This is a genomic window from Verrucomicrobium sp. (genome assembly GCA_028283855.1).
In the GTDB taxonomy this organism is placed as follows: domain Bacteria; phylum Verrucomicrobiota; class Verrucomicrobiia; order Methylacidiphilales; family GAS474; genus GAS474.
On record JAPWJX010000005.1, the window covers coordinates 39,816 to 55,495 of the forward strand.

13 protein-coding genes are annotated in these 15,680 nt (G+C 65.2%); 9 read left to right on the forward strand and 4 right to left on the reverse strand.

Features of this window, described 5'->3' with window-relative positions; all coding sequences use genetic code 11:
• Nucleotides 1-75: 75 nt before the first annotated feature.
• The gene (locus PW734_09685) at nt 76-915 is read left to right on the forward strand and encodes a hypothetical protein (GenBank protein ID MDE1171461.1); all 840 of its coding nucleotides are present in this window, start codon (nt 76-78) and stop codon (nt 913-915) included.
• Here the strand turns inward: PW734_09685 and PW734_09690 are convergent.
• From PW734_09690 to PW734_09705, 4 genes are all read right to left on the reverse strand, one after another.
• The gene (locus tag PW734_09690) at nt 912-2,642 is read right to left on the reverse strand and encodes a glycoside hydrolase family 32 protein (GenBank protein ID MDE1171462.1); all 1,731 of its coding nucleotides are present in this window, start codon (nt 2,640-2,642) and stop codon (nt 912-914) included. The two genes, PW734_09685 and PW734_09690, sit on opposite strands and share 4 nt — an antisense overlap.
• A 3-nt stretch (nt 2,643-2,645) precedes the next feature.
• The gene (locus tag PW734_09695) at nt 2,646-4,091 is read right to left on the reverse strand and encodes an autotransporter-associated beta strand repeat-containing protein (protein ID MDE1171463.1); all 1,446 of its coding nucleotides are present in this window, start codon (nt 4,089-4,091) and stop codon (nt 2,646-2,648) included.
• A gap of 3 nt (nt 4,092-4,094) precedes the next feature.
• On the reverse strand, nt 4,095-5,528 hold the full coding sequence (locus PW734_09700; protein MDE1171464.1) for an autotransporter-associated beta strand repeat-containing protein: 1,434 nt from the start codon (nt 5,526-5,528) through the stop codon (nt 4,095-4,097).
• Nucleotides 5,529-5,649: 121 nt separating this feature from the next.
• The gene (locus tag PW734_09705; protein ID MDE1171465.1) at nt 5,650-7,746 is read right to left on the reverse strand and encodes a glycoside hydrolase family 32 protein; all 2,097 of its coding nucleotides are present in this window, start codon (nt 7,744-7,746) and stop codon (nt 5,650-5,652) included.
• 157 nt (nt 7,747-7,903) lie between these two features.
• Here PW734_09705 and PW734_09710 point away from each other — a divergent pair, with 157 nt between their 5' ends.
• The 8 genes from PW734_09710 to PW734_09745 all read left to right on the forward strand — a co-directional run bounded on the left by PW734_09710 (nt 7,904) and on the right by PW734_09745 (nt 15,678).
• Nucleotides 7,904-9,502 carry a hypothetical protein gene (locus PW734_09710; GenBank protein MDE1171466.1) on the forward strand — a complete coding sequence of 533 codons (1,599 nt, stop codon included), beginning with the start codon at nt 7,904-7,906 and terminating at the stop codon, nt 9,500-9,502.
• A 9-nt stretch (nt 9,503-9,511) separates the two neighbouring features.
• Entirely contained in the window at nt 9,512-11,122 is a 1,611-nt protein-coding gene (locus PW734_09715; protein MDE1171467.1) for a hypothetical protein, read from the forward strand.
• Between the two features lie 28 nt (nt 11,123-11,150).
• A complete protein-coding gene (locus PW734_09720; protein ID MDE1171468.1) occupies nt 11,151-11,987 on the forward strand; it encodes a M55 family metallopeptidase in 837 nt (278 codons plus the stop codon).
• Nucleotides 11,971-12,759, forward strand: a complete 789-nt coding sequence (locus PW734_09725) for an aldolase/citrate lyase family protein (GenBank protein ID MDE1171469.1) — start codon at nt 11,971-11,973, stop codon at nt 12,757-12,759. The genes PW734_09720 and PW734_09725 overlap by 17 nt, the downstream gene beginning before the upstream one ends.
• Nucleotides 12,756-13,676, forward strand: coding sequence for a sugar phosphate isomerase/epimerase (locus tag PW734_09730; GenBank protein MDE1171470.1), 921 nt, complete (start codon nt 12,756-12,758; stop codon nt 13,674-13,676). The genes PW734_09725 and PW734_09730 overlap by 4 nt, the downstream gene beginning before the upstream one ends.
• 63 nt (nt 13,677-13,739) lie before the next feature.
• Complete coding sequence (locus PW734_09735; protein MDE1171471.1) at nt 13,740-14,438, forward strand: type II secretion system protein; 699 nt, start codon at nt 13,740-13,742, stop codon at nt 14,436-14,438.
• 2 nt (nt 14,439-14,440) lie between these two features.
• Nucleotides 14,441-14,899 carry a hypothetical protein gene (locus PW734_09740; GenBank protein MDE1171472.1) on the forward strand — a complete coding sequence of 153 codons (459 nt, stop codon included), beginning with the start codon at nt 14,441-14,443 and terminating at the stop codon, nt 14,897-14,899.
• The gene (locus tag PW734_09745; protein ID MDE1171473.1) at nt 14,896-15,678 is read left to right on the forward strand and encodes a prepilin-type N-terminal cleavage/methylation domain-containing protein; all 783 of its coding nucleotides are present in this window, start codon (nt 14,896-14,898) and stop codon (nt 15,676-15,678) included. The genes PW734_09740 and PW734_09745 overlap by 4 nt, the downstream gene beginning before the upstream one ends.
• The last annotated feature ends 2 nt before the right edge of the window (nt 15,679-15,680 follow it).

Below are 15,680 nucleotides of genomic sequence, written 5' to 3' on the forward strand. Positions count from 1 at the left end.
GCCTGTATCTTAGCCCATTCCCGGCCGGGCGCAACGGTTGCCAAGGAGAGGAAAGGGCTTACAGTATCGGCTTCGATGATCGCGCGCCTTCTTTGCCTGGGCCTGCTGCTGGTTGCGGCGGGCTGCTCCGAGTTCGACAGCTTTGACGCCACCCACACGGAAAGGCTGCAAACGCGCCCCCTCTACGGGCAGTATTATTATCTGCCGGAGGGGCGCATCCATCTGACGGGCAAATACGCCGCGCCGAGCTGGACGGTGACGGTCGACGTCGACCTCCTGGCCGATCCGGCGGCCCGCTTCTATTTCCGCCCGGACAACAGTTTCCTGGACGATGTGGACGACCGAATCACGGTCAACGGCAAGGGCCTCCTGGACACGGCCACCTCCGCCACGACTTCCTCCTCCCCTCCGGCGGCGCTCACCATCGCGCAGATGAGCCCCGTTTCCGTGACCTTGGACGCTCCGGGCGCTGCGCCGGAGAAGGCTTCCTTCAACTATTCCTTCGACCCTTTCGACGCGGATAAGGCGGACCGCGTCCGGCAGGAATTGGCCAAGCTGGGGCTGCGGATGAAGATGGCGCCTTCCCTGGAAAAGGGGCCTACCCGGCAGCCTGTCTATGAGAAGGAGGGGAAATACCCCGGCATCCTTTTCCGCCCCGTGGTGCCGGTCCGCTTCACCTTCCGCGTGAAGGACGCCTCCGCGCTGGAGGAGCAGCAGGCGCAGGTCTGCGTGCCCGATCCGCGCACGCTTCTGGCCTTCGACATGAACCGCGCTCCCCTCATCCCGCGCGTGGCGGAGGTGCAGTTCCGGGACGGCATCCTCATTTCCTCCCATGTGAATAAGCCCAGCATCGGCACGGCGATCATTACCGTGCCGCTGCAGATGATCCACACGGTCTTTACCGGCGGCCTTTAGTCGGCGCGGGGGGGAGCCTCTCCCCACATGGAGCGCATGGGGTAGGCGGTCAGGGAGGCGATCTGCCCTTCTCCCGTCAGGGAGAAGCCTCTGGAGGCGGGGAGGTAGCTGCGGCAGGGCCAGACGGAGAGGCCATCCCGCGCGAAGAGTTCGATGGAGCCTTGGTCGACCAGGACGCGGCATTTCAGGTGGCCGTTTTCCAGGGGAAGCCTGGCGGTGACGGTCTTGGCCTTTGTGATGCAGGACATTTCCTGTTTGGCCGGATCGTAGTGGAACTGCGTCGGCCCGATGGCCAGGGTCACGCCGGCCCCTTCCGGCACCACGTCCAGCTCGATGTCATAAGGGCCGCTGACGGCGGCCAGCGGATTGGCGGTCCCCAGCGCGGCGGTGGTGAGGGAAAGGGAGGGAGCGCCGCGCAGGACGTCGATTTCCTTCACCGGCAGGCTGGAAAGCCGGGGTCCTTCCGGCGTGGCGCGGAGGGAGAGGCTCAAGGGGACGCTCATCATCTGGCTGAAGGAGTCCTTCGGATTGCGGGGGCCGCGCAGCCACTGGATCTGAAGGCAGCGGGATTCCGTGGCGGGCAGGTTGTTGAAGGTTTGGCTGGCGTAGTAGCCGTCGGTCTCGTGGCTGGGAAGGATGGGGGTTTCCGGGCGGAAGGTTTCCCCGTCGAAGGTGCCTACCTGGTAACGGCCGTCGCCTTGGGTGGCCACCCAGCGGATATTCTGCGCGTCCCCGTTCAGGGGCAGGGAGATGATGTCCGGGCACTCATAGTAGCCGGGCAGGGTGGAGGCGTCCTTCCAGGTTTTCAGGTCGGGGGAGGTCAGGAAATGGATTGTCTTTTCCTGGCCGGGAGCGGCGCCGGGCTGGGGCGGCATGCCGATGAAGAGGGCCATCACCCAATGCTTCCCCGGCTCATACCAGATCACGCGCGGATCGCGATTGCCGCCGCGGATCTGCGGGACCACGGGATTGCCCTCGTATTTGACGAAGGTTTTCGCCCCGTCGAGGGAGTAGGCCAGGTTCTGCTGTGTCAGGGGCTTTCCGGCCGCGGTGTAGATGAGGACCACGGCGGGGGAGTCTTCCTTCCCCAGGCCGCTGGTGTTCCGGGCGTCCAGGACCGCGCTGCCGCTGTAGATTTGGCCGAAGGGATCGGGATAGAGGGCGGGGGGCAGGTTTTCCCAATGAACCAGATCCCGGCTGGTGGCGTGGCCCCACGATTTGTTGGAACCGATCATGCCCAGCGGGTTGAGCTGGTAGAACATGTGGTAGGCCCCGTCCAGGTAGATGAGGCCGTTCGGGTCGTTGATCGCGCCGGTGGGGGAGGTGAAGTGAAAGGCGGGGCGATCGGTCTCGTGATAGACGTGCTTCGGCTTCCACGGCTGGTCGGCCTGTTGAAAGGCGGCCTTCGGCTGAGTTTCCCCGGGAAGGACTTGGAACTCGATGCGGGCCGCTTTCCCGACGCTGGGAGAGAGGTCAAGGGTGCCCCACCAATCGGGCTCGTCCTGTGCCAGCTCGACCTCCAGGGGAATCGGCGGCTGGCCGTCGACGATAACGTTCACATGCCGCCGCGCGCCGCCGTTCTTTACCGGCAGAAGGAGGAAGCCGTGTTCCAGGGTGAATTCCTTGGTGACGGGCGTGCCCGCCATCGGGGGGGCGGGGGGAGCCTGTTCGGCGCGGAGCGTTGCCGTCAGCGCCAGCCAGCAGGCCAGGGGAAGGAACGCTTTCAAGCCTTAGCCGCGGAACGTGGCGGCCATGCGGCGGCGGGAAAGAATGAAGAGGGCCAGGCCGCCGATGAAGAGGGCGTAGGTGGAAGGCTCCGGCACCGCGCTGAAGGAAAGGGTGTAGCTATTGCCCACCTTGGCGACGCTGGCGGAATAGCTGTTGGTGTCGTAGCCGGTGATGGAGGCGAAGGTGAAGCCGGTGGTGGTGACGTTGTCGAAGACGTTGTAGGTATTCGAATAGCTGAAACCGGTGCCGAGGCTTAGGGAAAGGGAGACGTTACCGGAGCCGGTCAGCCAATCCCCGGCGGTGCTGAAGGAGACCTCGCTGGAGGAGGTGCCGAGGGTCAGGGAGAGGGTGGAGCCGCTGCCGAAAGCCAGCTTGCTGCCGGAGGATAGGTTGAAGGTGAGGGTGCCGGCGGTGTCGCCGGGAGCCAGGGTCCCGTTGATGGTGACGTTGTTTCCGGCGGTGGGGGCGATGATGCCGGTGCCCGCCAGGGTGGCGCCGTTGGAGACGGTGACCGCGCCTGTGCCGGTGCCGCTGCCGGTCGCGTTGTTCACCACGAGCTTGCCCTGCTGGACGATGGTGCCGCCGCTGTAGGTGCTGGCGGCGGAAAGCTTCTGCGTGCCGGTGCCGCTCTTGATAACGGAGAGGACGGAGTTGGTGTAGGCGGTGTTGCTGTTGACTGTGGGCTGGTAGTCGATCAGCTGGGCGCTGGTGGCGTAGGTGTTCGCGCCGGTGGTGTTGATGTTCAGGGTAACGTTGTGGGCGCCGTGGCTGGCGGCGGTGGCGTTATCCTGGCTGCCGTAGATGCGGGTGGTGCCGGAGGAGCCGTCCGCCGTGCTGAGGCCAGCGACGGTGGCGGTGATGGCGGTGGCGTTGGTGTTGGCGTCCAGGTAGACGTTCTTCGAGTTGCTGCCGTCGAAGTTTAGGGCGCCCAGGCTATAGCTGTTGGTGACGTTGATGGAGAGGACGCTGTTGGCGGAGCTGCCGGTCAGGGTGATGCTGTTCGTGCCGGCTTGGCTGAGGTTGCCGATGCCGGTGTAGGTGCTGGCGACGCCGCCGATGTCGAGGTTGCCGCCGTTGATCACGACGTCGTGGAGGGTGAGGGAGAGGCCGTTGCCGCGGAAGATGAGCGAGGCGCTATTGCTAACCGTCAGGGTGCCCAGGACGTTGTAGGTTCCCGCCGTGCCGCCATAGAAAAGGGTGTTCACCTGGGAGGCCGTGGCCTGGGTGATGTTGTTGATGGAGTGGGCGGCGGTGGAGAGTGTGATAGAGGCGTTGGCGGTGCTGAAGCCGGTGATGTTGTCGGTCGCTCCGGGCACCACCCCGTCGCTCCAGCTGGTCGTGGCGTCATAGGAAGTGTTGTTCGTGCCGATGTAGCCGTAGTCGGCGGCCTGGGCGGCGGAGGCAAGAAGGGCAAGGAACCCCGCCAATAGGAAGGAAGAACGTTTCATGGGTTAATCCTGGAAGGTCGCGGCCATGCGGCGGCGGGAGAGGACGAAGAGGGCTAAACCGCCGATGAGAAAGGCGTAGGTGGACGGCTCCGGCACGGCGCTGAAGGAAAGGGTGTAGGCGGTGCCGCTTTGGGTGACGTTGGCGGTGTAGCTGCTGGTGTCGTACCCGGTGATGGAGGCGAAGGTGAAGCCGGTGGTGGTGACGCCGGTGAAGATATTATAGGTGTTCGAGTAGCTGAAGCCGGTGCCCAGGCTCAGGGAGAGGGAGACGTTGCCGGAGCCGGTGAGCCAGTCGCCCGCCGAAGAGAACGCCACGGAGCTGGAAGCGGTGTCGAGGGTCAGGGAGAGGGTGGAGCCGCTGCCGAAGGCCAGTTTGCTGCCGGAGGATAGGTTGAAGGTGAGGGTGCCGGTGGTGTCGCCGGGAGCGAGGGTGCCGTTGATGGTGACGTTGTTCCCGGCGGTGGGGGCGATGATGCCGGTTCCGGCCAGGGTGGCGCCGTTGGAGACGGTGACGGCGCCCGTGCCGGTGCCGCTGCCGGTCGTGTTGTTTACGACGAGTCTGCCCTGCTGGACGGTGGTGCCGCCGCTGTAAGTGCTGGCGCCGGAGAATTTCTGCGTGCCGGTGCCGGTCTTGGTGACGGAGAGAACGGAGTTGGTGTAGGCGTTGGTCATGGCGCCGGCGGAACCCGTGACATAATCAGCCATGACGGCGGTGGTGGCATAATCAGCGGTGTTGCTGATGTTCAGGGTGACGTAGTGAGCGCCATGGAGCGCCGATCCGCTCGTGCTCAAGTCTTGGGCGCCGTAGATTTGGATCGAACCGCTCGAGCCGCTCAACCCGCCGACGGTGGCGATGATGGGGGCGCTGCTGCTGGTTTGTCCAATGGCATTGGCATCGAGATAGACGTATTTGGTGTTGGTCCAGCTGCCGAAATCGAGGGTGCCGACGTTGTAGTTGGCGGCAGAATTGAACAGAAGGTTGCTGGCGAGGGCGGAGCCGCTGGAGGCAAAAATGATGGATGAATTATGGGATTGGGAGACGGTGGCAACGGGAGTGTAGCCGCTGGCCCCCGCGCCGAAGAAAAGCCCCGCGCCGGTGGAAATATAGGCATTGCCGCTCAGATTAACGGTCAGGTATTGGCCGCGGAAAGAGAGCGTGCCAAGTTGGTCGTAGATTGAGCCCAGAATATTGTACGTGATGGGCGTCGCCGCGACGTAATTGAGTTGGAGGGTCTGGCTGTTCGTGATGTTGTTGATGGAGTAATCGCTGTTCCCCAGATTGATGACGGTGTTGGTGCTGACGGTGAAATTATCACCGGCGCCGGGAGGAACGGTTGCCGGGCTGCCGCCGACGGTCCAGTTGGTGGCGGTGTCGTAGGACGTATTGGACGGCCCGGACCACGTGTAATCGCTCGCGTGAAGGGGGGCGCTTGTCAAAATGACGATCCCCAGCGCTAGGAAAACATGAAATAACGCTTTCACCTCCCCAGGGTGAACCTGAAATAACAGCTTGTCGACGCAAATATTCGCTTAAATTGCAAAATTTTAAACCGATCTCTTATGGTTGGGGCCAAATCGAGGCCAGGGACCAGGCCTTTGCTTCACGGACATTAATTTTATGATCTGCCTGCAGGCTTAGGCCGATTTGGGAGGGATCGATGAGGTAGGGCGCGGCCAGGAGGGTCCGGCCTGCCGCGCCGAAAATTTCGATGGAGGCCCGATCGACCAAGACGCGCAGGCTAAGCGGCTGTCCCGCCGGGTAGGGGGCTGTGCGGCCGAAGGCGGATAGGGTGTGGGCGGCGGCATCATAGGTGATCGGCTGGCCGTGGACGGTCAGGACGATTTTCTTGGCCTCGCCGGGGTCGAGGGTCAGCTCCAGGTCGAGGAGTTCCGCCGTGAAACCTTCCAGGAAATTGGAGCCGGGCGCGGCTCCGCCCGCGGCCCATACATGCGTGGGCCCGCGCAGGAGTTCCAATTCGGGGACGGGCTGGATGCGGACCTCCGGGCCGGAGGGGCCGCGAGCCAAGGTGATCTCCCGGGGGACGGTCATTTGCTGGGTGAAGGGCATGTCTGGGAACTTGCCGCCCTGGAGATAGCCCAGCTGGACGTGGCGGCCGGAGAAGTTGCTGAAGGTTTGCTGAGCGTAGACGCCTTCCCACGGGGTGCTCCACACGGGTCCTTCGGGGATGAAGGCTTTCCCATCGAACTGGCCTACGTAGTAATTGCCGTTGGCGCAAAAGACCCAGCGGGTTTCCTGCGGGTCGCCGTCGACGGGGAGCTGGAAGAGGTCGGGGTTCTCGATGACGCCGGGCAGGGAGATGTCGGAAAGGCGGGTCCACTCGGTCAGATTGGGGGAGCGCAGCAGGGTGTAGACGCCCGGCTTGAGGAAGAGGGCCATGATCCAGCTCTTGCTCGGCTCGTGCCAGATGACCTTTGGGTCGCGGTTGCCGCCGTAGACGTTCGGCACCACGGGGTTCTTTGGGTGTTTGATCCAGGTCTTCCCGTTGTCCGGGGAGTAGCACATTGACTGGGAGGTGAGCTGGCCGTAGGAGGCGGGATTCATCCCGCTGGCGGAGGTGTAGAAGCAGGCGATGACTTTGTCCGGGCCGGTGGCCAGGCCCGCCGTGTCGTTCACGTCGGCCACGGCGCTGCCGGAATAGACGGTGCCGTAGCGGTCCGTGTAGACGGCGTCCGGCAGCTCCGTCCAATGGAGGAGATCCTTGCTCACCGCGTGGCCCCAGCTGCGGATGGCCGTCCGCTTCAGCCCGTAGGAGAAGTGCTCGCAAAAGATGTGGAACTCCCCGTTGGCGTAGACCAGGCCCACGGGATCGAGCTGCCGCCCCCGGCGGGAGGTGTAGTGGAACTGAGGCCGGTATTTCTCCCGGTAAAGGCCGGGTTCCGGCCAGGCGTCGACCTGCTCGACGGCCGCCAACCCGTCGCCACGGGGCGGCTGCCAGTCCCGCTCCAGCCGCAGCGTCTGCCCGCGGAAAGGGGCGACGTTTTCGTAGACCCAGAAATCGGGCTTTGCGCCGTCGGCCAGTTCCACTTCGAATTCCCGCAGCAGCTCCCCCTCCCGCGAGAGCCGCATCAGGGTGTGGCGTGCGCCGTTCTTCACCGGGATGCGGAGCCAGTCGTGTTCCACGCGAAGGTCGCGGGAGGCCCGCATGCGGGTGAAGTCGGCATCGCTCTGCACGATCTGGTCCAGGAGGATGGCGTTGTTCGTGGAGGCGTCGAAGAGTTCCAGCGTCGCCTCTTTCCCGTCCCAGGCGGAGACGTCCCACGCGTGCCAGTCCAGCCGCTGCATCTTCCCCGTGGCGTCATTGGGGCCGGTGGCGGTGAGGACGGTCTGGCCGTCGACTTTCAGCCGGAGGCCGAGGCGCTCGACGTCCTTGCCCCCGCCGATGAGGAAGTTGAGGTAATGCCGCTCGATGCGGAAGGGGGCGGAGCGGAGCGTGCCGGTCCCCTCGTTCCCCTTTACGAAGGAGTCGGCGAAGCCCCGGCCCAGCCAGCCGCTGGGCGGCCCTTGGCCGCGCAGTTCCGCCCGGGTGGGCCCGGTGCCGAAGGCGTCTCCCTCCACCGTCCACCCGTCGTAATGATCCCCCTCAAAGTCCGCGACGACGACATCCGGCCGCTCGATGGCAAAGGCGTGGGCCACCCAAAGAAAACTGAAAAAAAGGAGCGTTCGCATCTTGAGCATTAATTATTGTAAATACTGCGTTATGGGCGTTATATCATCTTCGCTTTTCTCGGCGAATTGTTTTCCACCCTAAAAAAATCAAACGGAAGGGGCATCTATGCGGACGGAACGGACTTTGGCGCTTGTCTTGGGGATTTTCCTGGCGGCGGGGGCGGCGTGGGCGGAAAAGCCGCCGTTCCGCACCATGCTGAGCAGCGACACCACTAATATTCCGAACTGTCCCAGCCCGTTCCGTCCCCAAAAAGGAGGCCCGATCACCGACGCGGACATCCGCGCTTCCGTGACCGAGACGGCGGGGCAGGGGATCGACGTCCATATGCTTCAGCCCGGACTGGGCTGGGTGCCGTGGTGGCCCAGCCAGTTTTTGCCGATGAAGGATCACGTCGCCTGGCTGGAGTCACAGGGCCGCAAGCCCGACGCCTTCGAGAAATATGTGCTGGGCGGCGGGGACATGGTGCGGGTCTTCATCGACCAGTGCCGTGCCAGCGGGGAGGCGCCCTTCATTTCGATCCGGATGAATGACCTGCACCATGTAGGACGGGGCATTCGTTCCAAGGCGGAAGGGGAGGCGGACAAGGTGAAGGCCATGAAGGAGTTCGCCTTTTTTGCCGACCACCCGGAATTCCGCATCGGTCCCGGTGTCCCCGGCAACAAGGCTCTGCCTTACGCCCTGGACTGGGGCCGCCCCGAGGTGCGCGATTATAAATACCGCCTCCTGGAGGAGCTGTGCCGGAACTACGACTTCGACGGGCTCGAGCTCGATTTCATGCGGGCGGCGATCCTCTTCCACCCCGCCCGGACCACTTCCGCCGAACGGCGGCAGATCCTCACCGGCTTCGTGAAAAAGGTCCGCCAGCTCCTGGATGAGACGGCCAAGCCGGGAGTGCATCGCTGGCTCTGCGTCCGCATCCCCGCCTATCCGGAGACTTACGACGGAATGGGCATCGACCTGGCCGACTTGGCCGCCGCCGGCGTCGACATGGTCAACGCCAGCAGTTCCTATTTCACCGACATGCAGATCCCCGTGGCCAAGCTGCGCAAGGAACTGCCGGAGTCGGCGGCTCTCTACGAGGAGATCCACTTCGCCACGGGCCAAGGGCTTAAGACCCCCACGGAGACCCTTTTCCGCCGTTCCAGCCGGGAGGAATTGGAGACCGCGGCGCACCTGGCCTACGCGCGCGGGGCCGACGGCGTCAGCGCGTTCAACTTCCAGTATTACCGGGGCACCTACGGAAAGACCGACGTGGGCGGGGAATCCGCGGAACCGCCCTATTCCGTCTTCAAGCTGCTGCGGGATCCCGCGGCCCTCTCCAAGCTGCCGCAGGATTATTTCTGGGGCTGGATCTACAGCACGCCCTACCGGAAGGACCTGCCTTTGGACAAGCCGCTCCAGGCGGGCAAGCCGCAGGAGCTGACGCTCGACATGGCGCCGCCGGAGGGCGGCTGGCAGCAGGAAGGGCGGCTCCGCGTCCAGGCCACCGCCGACCTGAAGGGGGCCAAGCTGCAGGCCTACCTCAACAACGTCCCGTTGGAGCCTTTCGCCGACGTCTCCTCCCCGCATCCGGAATATCCCGTGGCCGTGGGCAAGCCGGAGGACTACCGCGCCTGGAAGGTCCCGGCGGCGCTCCCGAAGGAGGGGCCCAACGTCCTGCGCCTCCTCCTGGAAAGCGGGGAGCCGGTGAAGCTCTATTACCTCGACGTTTGGCTGCCCTGACCCGGTTTCATGAAAAGAAAGGCCTTATTCCTCGGCGCGGCGTTCCTTTGCGGCGCGCTTTGCGCCACGGCGGCGGAGAAAGCGCCGTTCCGCGTCATCTTCAGCAACGACACGACGAATCTCTTGAGCTGTCCCAGCCCGTTCCGGCCCGACCGGCACAAGCCGATCACCGACGACGACATCCGCGCGTCCGTGATCGAGACGGCGGGGCAGGGGATCGACGTCCACATGCTCCAGCCCGGCCTGGGCTGGGTGCCGTGGTGGCCCAGTCAGTTCCTGCCTATGGCGAGGTACGTCGCCTGGAAAAAGGCGCGGGGGGAAAAGCCCGACGCCTACGAGAATTACGTCCTGAACGGCGGGGACATGGTGCGGGTCTTCATTGACCAGTGCCGGGCCAGCGGGGAGACGCCCTTCCTCTCCATCCGCATGAATGACGTCCACCACATCTACCGGGGCAGGGGCGTTCAGGGTGACGCGGCGGCTCAGGAAAAGGCGATGGAGGAATTCCCCCTCTTCGCCGACCATCCCGAATACCGGATCGGCCCGGAGATGAAGGGCTCCATGCGCTACGCCTTCGACTGGAGCCACCCGGAGGTGCGGGAATACAAATACCGGCTCCTGGAGGAGTTGTGCCGGAACTACGACTTCGAGGGGCTGGAGCTCGACTTCATGCGCGCGCCCTACCTCTTCAATCCCGTCCGCTCCTCCTTGGCGCAGCGGCGGCAGATCGTCACCGAGTTCGTCGGCCGGGTCCGCCGCCTATTGGACGAGACGGCCAAGCCCGGCGCGCACCGCTGGCTCTGCGTCCGCGTCCCGGGCTATCCGCAGAGCTATGACGAGATCGGCGTCGATCTGCCCGCGCTGGCGGAGGCGGGCGCCGATATGATCAACGCCAGCGGCTACTATTTTACCGACATGCAGATGGACCTCCCGGCCATTCGCAAGGCGTTGCCGGACTCCGTCGCCCTCTACAGCGAGGTCCACTTTGCCACCGCCATCGCGGCCAAGCCGCCCACGGGCGATGCCCTCAACCGCCACGCCTCCCGGGAGGAATTGGAAACGGCGGCGCACCTGGCCTATGTCCAGGGGGCGGACGGGATCAGCGTCTTTAACTTTCAATACTACCGGGGCACCTATGGAAAGACCGACGTGGGCGGGGAGGGGGCGGAGCCGCCCTATTCCGTTTTCAAGGTGCTGCGGGATCCGGCCGCCCTGGCCAGGCTGCCGCAGGACTATTTCTGGGGCTGCCGCTATTTCTCCCCGGACCGGAAGCCGGAACCCTTCCACACCCTGTTCCATTCCGGGGAGGTGAAGGAACAATCGCTCATCCTGGCCCCGCCGGAGGGCGGATGGCAGCAGGACGGCAGGCTCCGCATCCAGGCCAAGGCCAGCCTGGGGAAGACCCTATGGCGGGCCACCCTCAACGGGGTCTCCCTGGAGCCGGACGCCGATGTTTCCGCCCCGCATGCGGAATACCCCGTGGCCATCGGCAAGCCGGAAGACTACCGCGCCTGGAAAGTCCCTCTTTCCGCGGTGAAAGAGGGGGTGAACCGTCTTCGCCTTGGCTTTTCAGGGGAAGGGGAGGCCGATTTGGAGTACTTGCAATTATGGTTGCCTTAGCCTTTCAAACATAACATTGTTATATCAGATGAGTTCCCCCCGTTTTGTCATCCGGTGCGACATGGAAGGTGTCGCCGGAATCGTCAGTTATGCCCAGGTTGAGCCCGGCCACCGGGAGTATGAAGAGGGCCGGGCCTATTTCATGGAAGAGATCCTCGCGCTGGTCGAAGGCCTCAAGGAGGGCGGCGCGGGGGAAATCCTGATCTATGACGAGCATTGGTTCGGCCGCAATCTGCGGCTCGACCGCCTGCCGGAAGGCGTCGTCGCCTGCTGCGGCAAGCCCCCCTACCGGGAGGACTGGGCGGGCGGCCTCCGCGCCGGGGATGCCGGGCTCATCCTGCACGGCCTCCATTCGAAGCTCGGCACCGGCCAGGTTCTCCACCACACCTACGAGCCGGACATCAAGGCGATCACCCTCAACGGCATCCCCGTTGGCGAGATCGGCGTGGAGGCGGCCATCGCGGGTGACTTCGGCGTGCCCACCGTCCTCATGACGGGCGACTCCGGCGGGGCGGAGGAAGCCCGCGCCCTCATTCCCGGCATCGCCACGGTGGAGGTGAAGGAGTCCCAGTCCCCGGACGGCGCGGCCTGCCTGCCCCTGGCCGTCGCGGCCGCCCGCATCCGGGAAGCCGCGCGCCGCGCGGTGAAGGACGCCTCCTCCGTGAAGCCCTTCAAAGTCTCCGGCCCGGTGACGATGGAGATCGATTTCAACGACGGCCCCTACCTTAAGGCCTTGCGCGCCTGCGCCGACCTGGCCGGTCCCGCCCACTTGGTCCTGGAAGGCGATTCCGTCATCCAGCTCTGGGCCCGCTACTGGAAGCTCAAACTCAAAGCCCAGGAGGTCGTCCGTGCCGGAAAGGTCTAAAGCTCCCGCTCCCTTCGACGTCGCCGCGGCGCTGCGCGCGCGGCAGGTGACCTACGGCTCCTGGATCCAGCTGGCCTCCCCGGGAGTGGCCGAGATCCTGGCCAACGCCGGGTACGACTGGATCGGCCTGGACTGCGAGCACACCGCCGCCGACATCGCCACGGTGGAGGCGGTCGCCCGCGCCGTCTATGGGCGCGGCTCCTCCCTCCTGGTCCGCGTCAGCCGGTGCGACACGGTGGAGATCCGCAAGTGCCTGGACGTCGGCGCCCACGGCGTCATCGTCCCCCTGGTGGAGACGGTGGAGGAGGCGGAGCGCGCCGTCGCCGCCGCCAAGTATCCCCCCCGGGGCGTGCGCGGCTTCTGCTTCGGCCGGATGAACAACTGGGGCGTCGACTTCGATTCCTACGTGAAGGAGGCCAACGACCGCGTGGCCGTCGTCCTCATGATCGAGTCGAAGACCGGCGTGGAGAACGTGGAGAAGATCGCCGCCGTCCCCGGCGTCGACGGCCTCTTCATCGGGCCCTACGACTTGAGCGGCTCCTACGGCGTGCCGGGAGAAACCGGCCACCCCCTCGTCCAGGAGGCGCGGCTGCGCGTCGTGGAGGCGGCCCGCAAGGCGGGCATCTCCTCCGGCCAGCACCTCGTCCGCTCCACGCCGGAGATCCGGGAAAAGGCCGTCGCCGACGGCCTGACGTTTATTTGCCTGGACGGCGACATCATCTTTCTGGAACAAGCCGCCCGCACCACCCTGCAAACCACGGAGAAAAAATGAAAGAATCCCTGCGCGATTACGCCCGTCTGGGCCTCGTCCACCACATGCTTTACGGAAAGTCCCTGGCCGACTCTGCCGAGCACGCCCGCACCCTCCAGGACTTTGCCCGCCGGGCCGATATCGAGACCCTAGACTGCTGTCTGCCTTACGGCCCTCTGCGGGAGCCGACGGCCAAGGTCATCCGGGAAAGCGGCAAGGTGCGCAACGTCTTCGCCACCCACCATTTCCCCCTGCGGAAGATCTCCTTCTGCTCCACCCTGCCGGCCGACCAGGCCCAGGCCCGCCTGATCGCCGCCGACATGGTGGACCAGGCCGCTCTCATGGGCGCCACCGGCTTCATCTTCGCCTCCGGCGGTCCCCGCCCGCGCGAGGCCAAGCCGGAGAACTACCAGGCCTTCGTCGAATTCTGCCGCTGGCTCTGCGCCAAGCTGAAGCCGCACGGCATCAAGGCCCTCCTGGAGCCCTTCGACATGGAGGTCGACAAGTGCTTCCTCATGGGCACGACCAAGAAGTGCATGGAGATCCTCGACGAGGTCGGCGCGGACAACATCGGCATCGAGCTGGACGTCGCCCACCTCCCCATCATGGGCGAAGACATCGCCGAGGCGATCCGCACCGTGGCCCCGCGCCTGGACCGCGTCCACCTGGGCAACGCCATGCTCAAGGACAAGAGCGACCCCTTCTACGGGGACAACCATCCGCCCATCGGCTATCCCGGAGGGGAAATCGACGTGCCGGAACTGGTCGTCGCCCTGCAGGCGCTGCTGGAGGTCGGCTTCCTCAGCCGCGAGAACCGCGGCGACGTCGTCCTAGAACTCAACCCGTTCCCGGGGAAGACGGTCGACGAGTCGGTCGCCGACAACTTTGCCCGCGTCCAGGCGGCCTGGGCCCAGGTCCAGCCGCTCGTCGCCGCCTAGGCCGGGGCGGCGTTTGACCGCTCTCCGGCGGCGGGATAACCTAGCTCACACGTGCACGCTCCCTTGCCCAGGCGGGGTTTCTCCCTGATCGAGCTGCTCGTCGTCCTGGCGATCGTCGCGATCGTCGCGGCATTCAGCGTGGCGGCTCTTTCCGCCCAAAGCCGGGCGGGGGAAATCCGGCGCAACTTGGTCACCGTCTCCGGCCTCCTCGACCTGGCCCGGCAGACGGCGGTGGCCCGCCACACCTACGCCTACTTCGGCATGACCAGCCCGGCCCAGGCGGCGGCCACCCATCCCTCCGCGCATGAGACGCCGGTCTACCTGGCCGTCTTCGTTTCCAACGACGGCTCGGACGTCCTGGGGGCGGGAGGCAGCCTGAACGACCAGGGCGGCCCCCAGGCGGAAGTCTCCCTCCTGCGCAAGGTGGAGTCCCTTAAGAACGTCTTCCTGGACACCGTGCTGGGCGCGCGCAACCCCCTGGTTACGCGCCTCCGCCCTCCTGTGGGCAGCGGCGCCGCGCTGACCTCCTCCTGGACGCTGCAGACCTCCACGCGGGTGAACAACGCGCCCCTCTCGTTTGACAGGATCATCAAATTCACCCCCGCCGGAGCGGCCCGCGTCAGCCAGGTCCCTATCGAGGTCATTGATTTGATTCTCACCCCCGTGCGCGGCGGCGAGCAGCCGACGGAAGCCGACCGCGAGATTTCCTCCGTCATCCGCCTGAGCGGGTTGACGGGGAACGTCTCCGTTTATCAGCCCTAGCCATGAAGCCTTTCGGAAAAGCGGCCTTCAGCCTCATGGAGGTGGTGCTGGCGCTCGGCCTCATCAGCTTCTGTCTGATCGCGCTCATGGGCCTCCTGGTCGCCGGCCTGAAGAACAACCGGCAGACCCGTTCCATGGTGGACGCCACGGCGGCCGCCTCCCTCCTGGTCGAGTCCCTCCGCGCCAGCACGAACAATCGCCCGGTCAATCTGCCGCAAATCCCGCTTCCCACGGGCATGGAGGTGGCGTCCAACACGGCGCCTCTCTACGTCGATAGCGGCGGCTATCTGGTCGGCTCTCCCCGGGATGCCGCCTTTGCCCTCAACTACCGCGTCCAGGTGGTCGACACCAACCTCGACATCTGCCGCATCTACATCGGCCTAAGCGCGCCGCCGCAGGCGCCCGTCAATTCCAAGGAGCGCTCCACTTACGAGGTGCTCTCCTCCTTTCAAATGCGATGAGGACGCCTGCCGCCCGCTCCTTTACCCTTATCGAGGTGTTGGTCGCCATGACCGTCCTCTGCCTCATGCTGGGGATGCTTTTCTCCATGACCAAGGGAATCAGCGACGCCTATAGCCGGGGAAAGTCGGGCACGCAGAACGATTCGACGGCCCGCGGCGTTCTCGACGCCATCGCCCTGGATCTGGAAGGGGCCGTCATCCGGCCGGACCTGCCCGGCTTCCAGGCGGAGGGGAACGGCCTTCTCGACTTCTTCACCGCCCAGCCCGGCTTTAGCGCCGCTTTCTCCAATCCGCGCAACTTGAGCTACGTCGCCTACGGCCTCGACGTTACCTCGACCAACTCGGACATGGTCCGTTACGACATCGCCGTCGATTGGACCACGGCCAATTTGGCCGCTCTGGCGTCCTCCCAAAGCTTCCATACCAACCGCCTGGCCCCCAGCGTCCTTTGCTTCAACTACCGCTTCATCCTGACCAACGGCCAGGCCGTCTCCACCGTCTCCAACGCGCAACAGGTCGCCGCCGTCCGCGTCAGCCTGGCGGCGGCGGACACCGCCACCTTCGCCCGCCTGGCGCGCGCGGGACGGGTGCGGAACGTCCGGGACGCCCTGGCCAACGCGGTGGAGGCGGAAGGGACCGTCAGCGCCAAGTCGGTCTGGGAAAGCCAGGGCTTTTCCTCCAGCTTCAACACCATGTTTCCCGGCGTCCTGCAGGGGACGGGCATCCGCTTCTTCGAGCGGACCATCCCCGTGCCCGTTTCCGGCCTCTCCACGAACTAGCG

Bases quoted from the DNA above. Each gene is read 5' to 3' on its own strand.
- PW734_09715 (MDE1171467.1), top strand. From the start codon at position 9,512: ATGAAAAGAAAGGCCTTATTCCTCGGCGCGGCGTTCCTTTGCGGCGCG.
- PW734_09695 (MDE1171463.1), bottom strand. From the start codon at position 4,091: ATGAAACGTTCTTCCTTCCTATTGGCGGGGTTCCTTGCCCTTCTTGCC.
- PW734_09720 (MDE1171468.1), top strand. From the start codon at position 11,151: ATGAGTTCCCCCCGTTTTGTCATCCGGTGCGACATGGAAGGTGTCGCC.
- PW734_09745 (MDE1171473.1), top strand. From the start codon at position 14,896: ATGAGGACGCCTGCCGCCCGCTCCTTTACCCTTATCGAGGTGTTGGTC.
- PW734_09685 (MDE1171461.1), top strand. From the start codon at position 76: ATGATCGCGCGCCTTCTTTGCCTGGGCCTGCTGCTGGTTGCGGCGGGC.
- PW734_09730 (MDE1171470.1), top strand. From the start codon at position 12,756: ATGAAAGAATCCCTGCGCGATTACGCCCGTCTGGGCCTCGTCCACCAC.
- PW734_09740 (MDE1171472.1), top strand. From the start codon at position 14,441: ATGAAGCCTTTCGGAAAAGCGGCCTTCAGCCTCATGGAGGTGGTGCTG.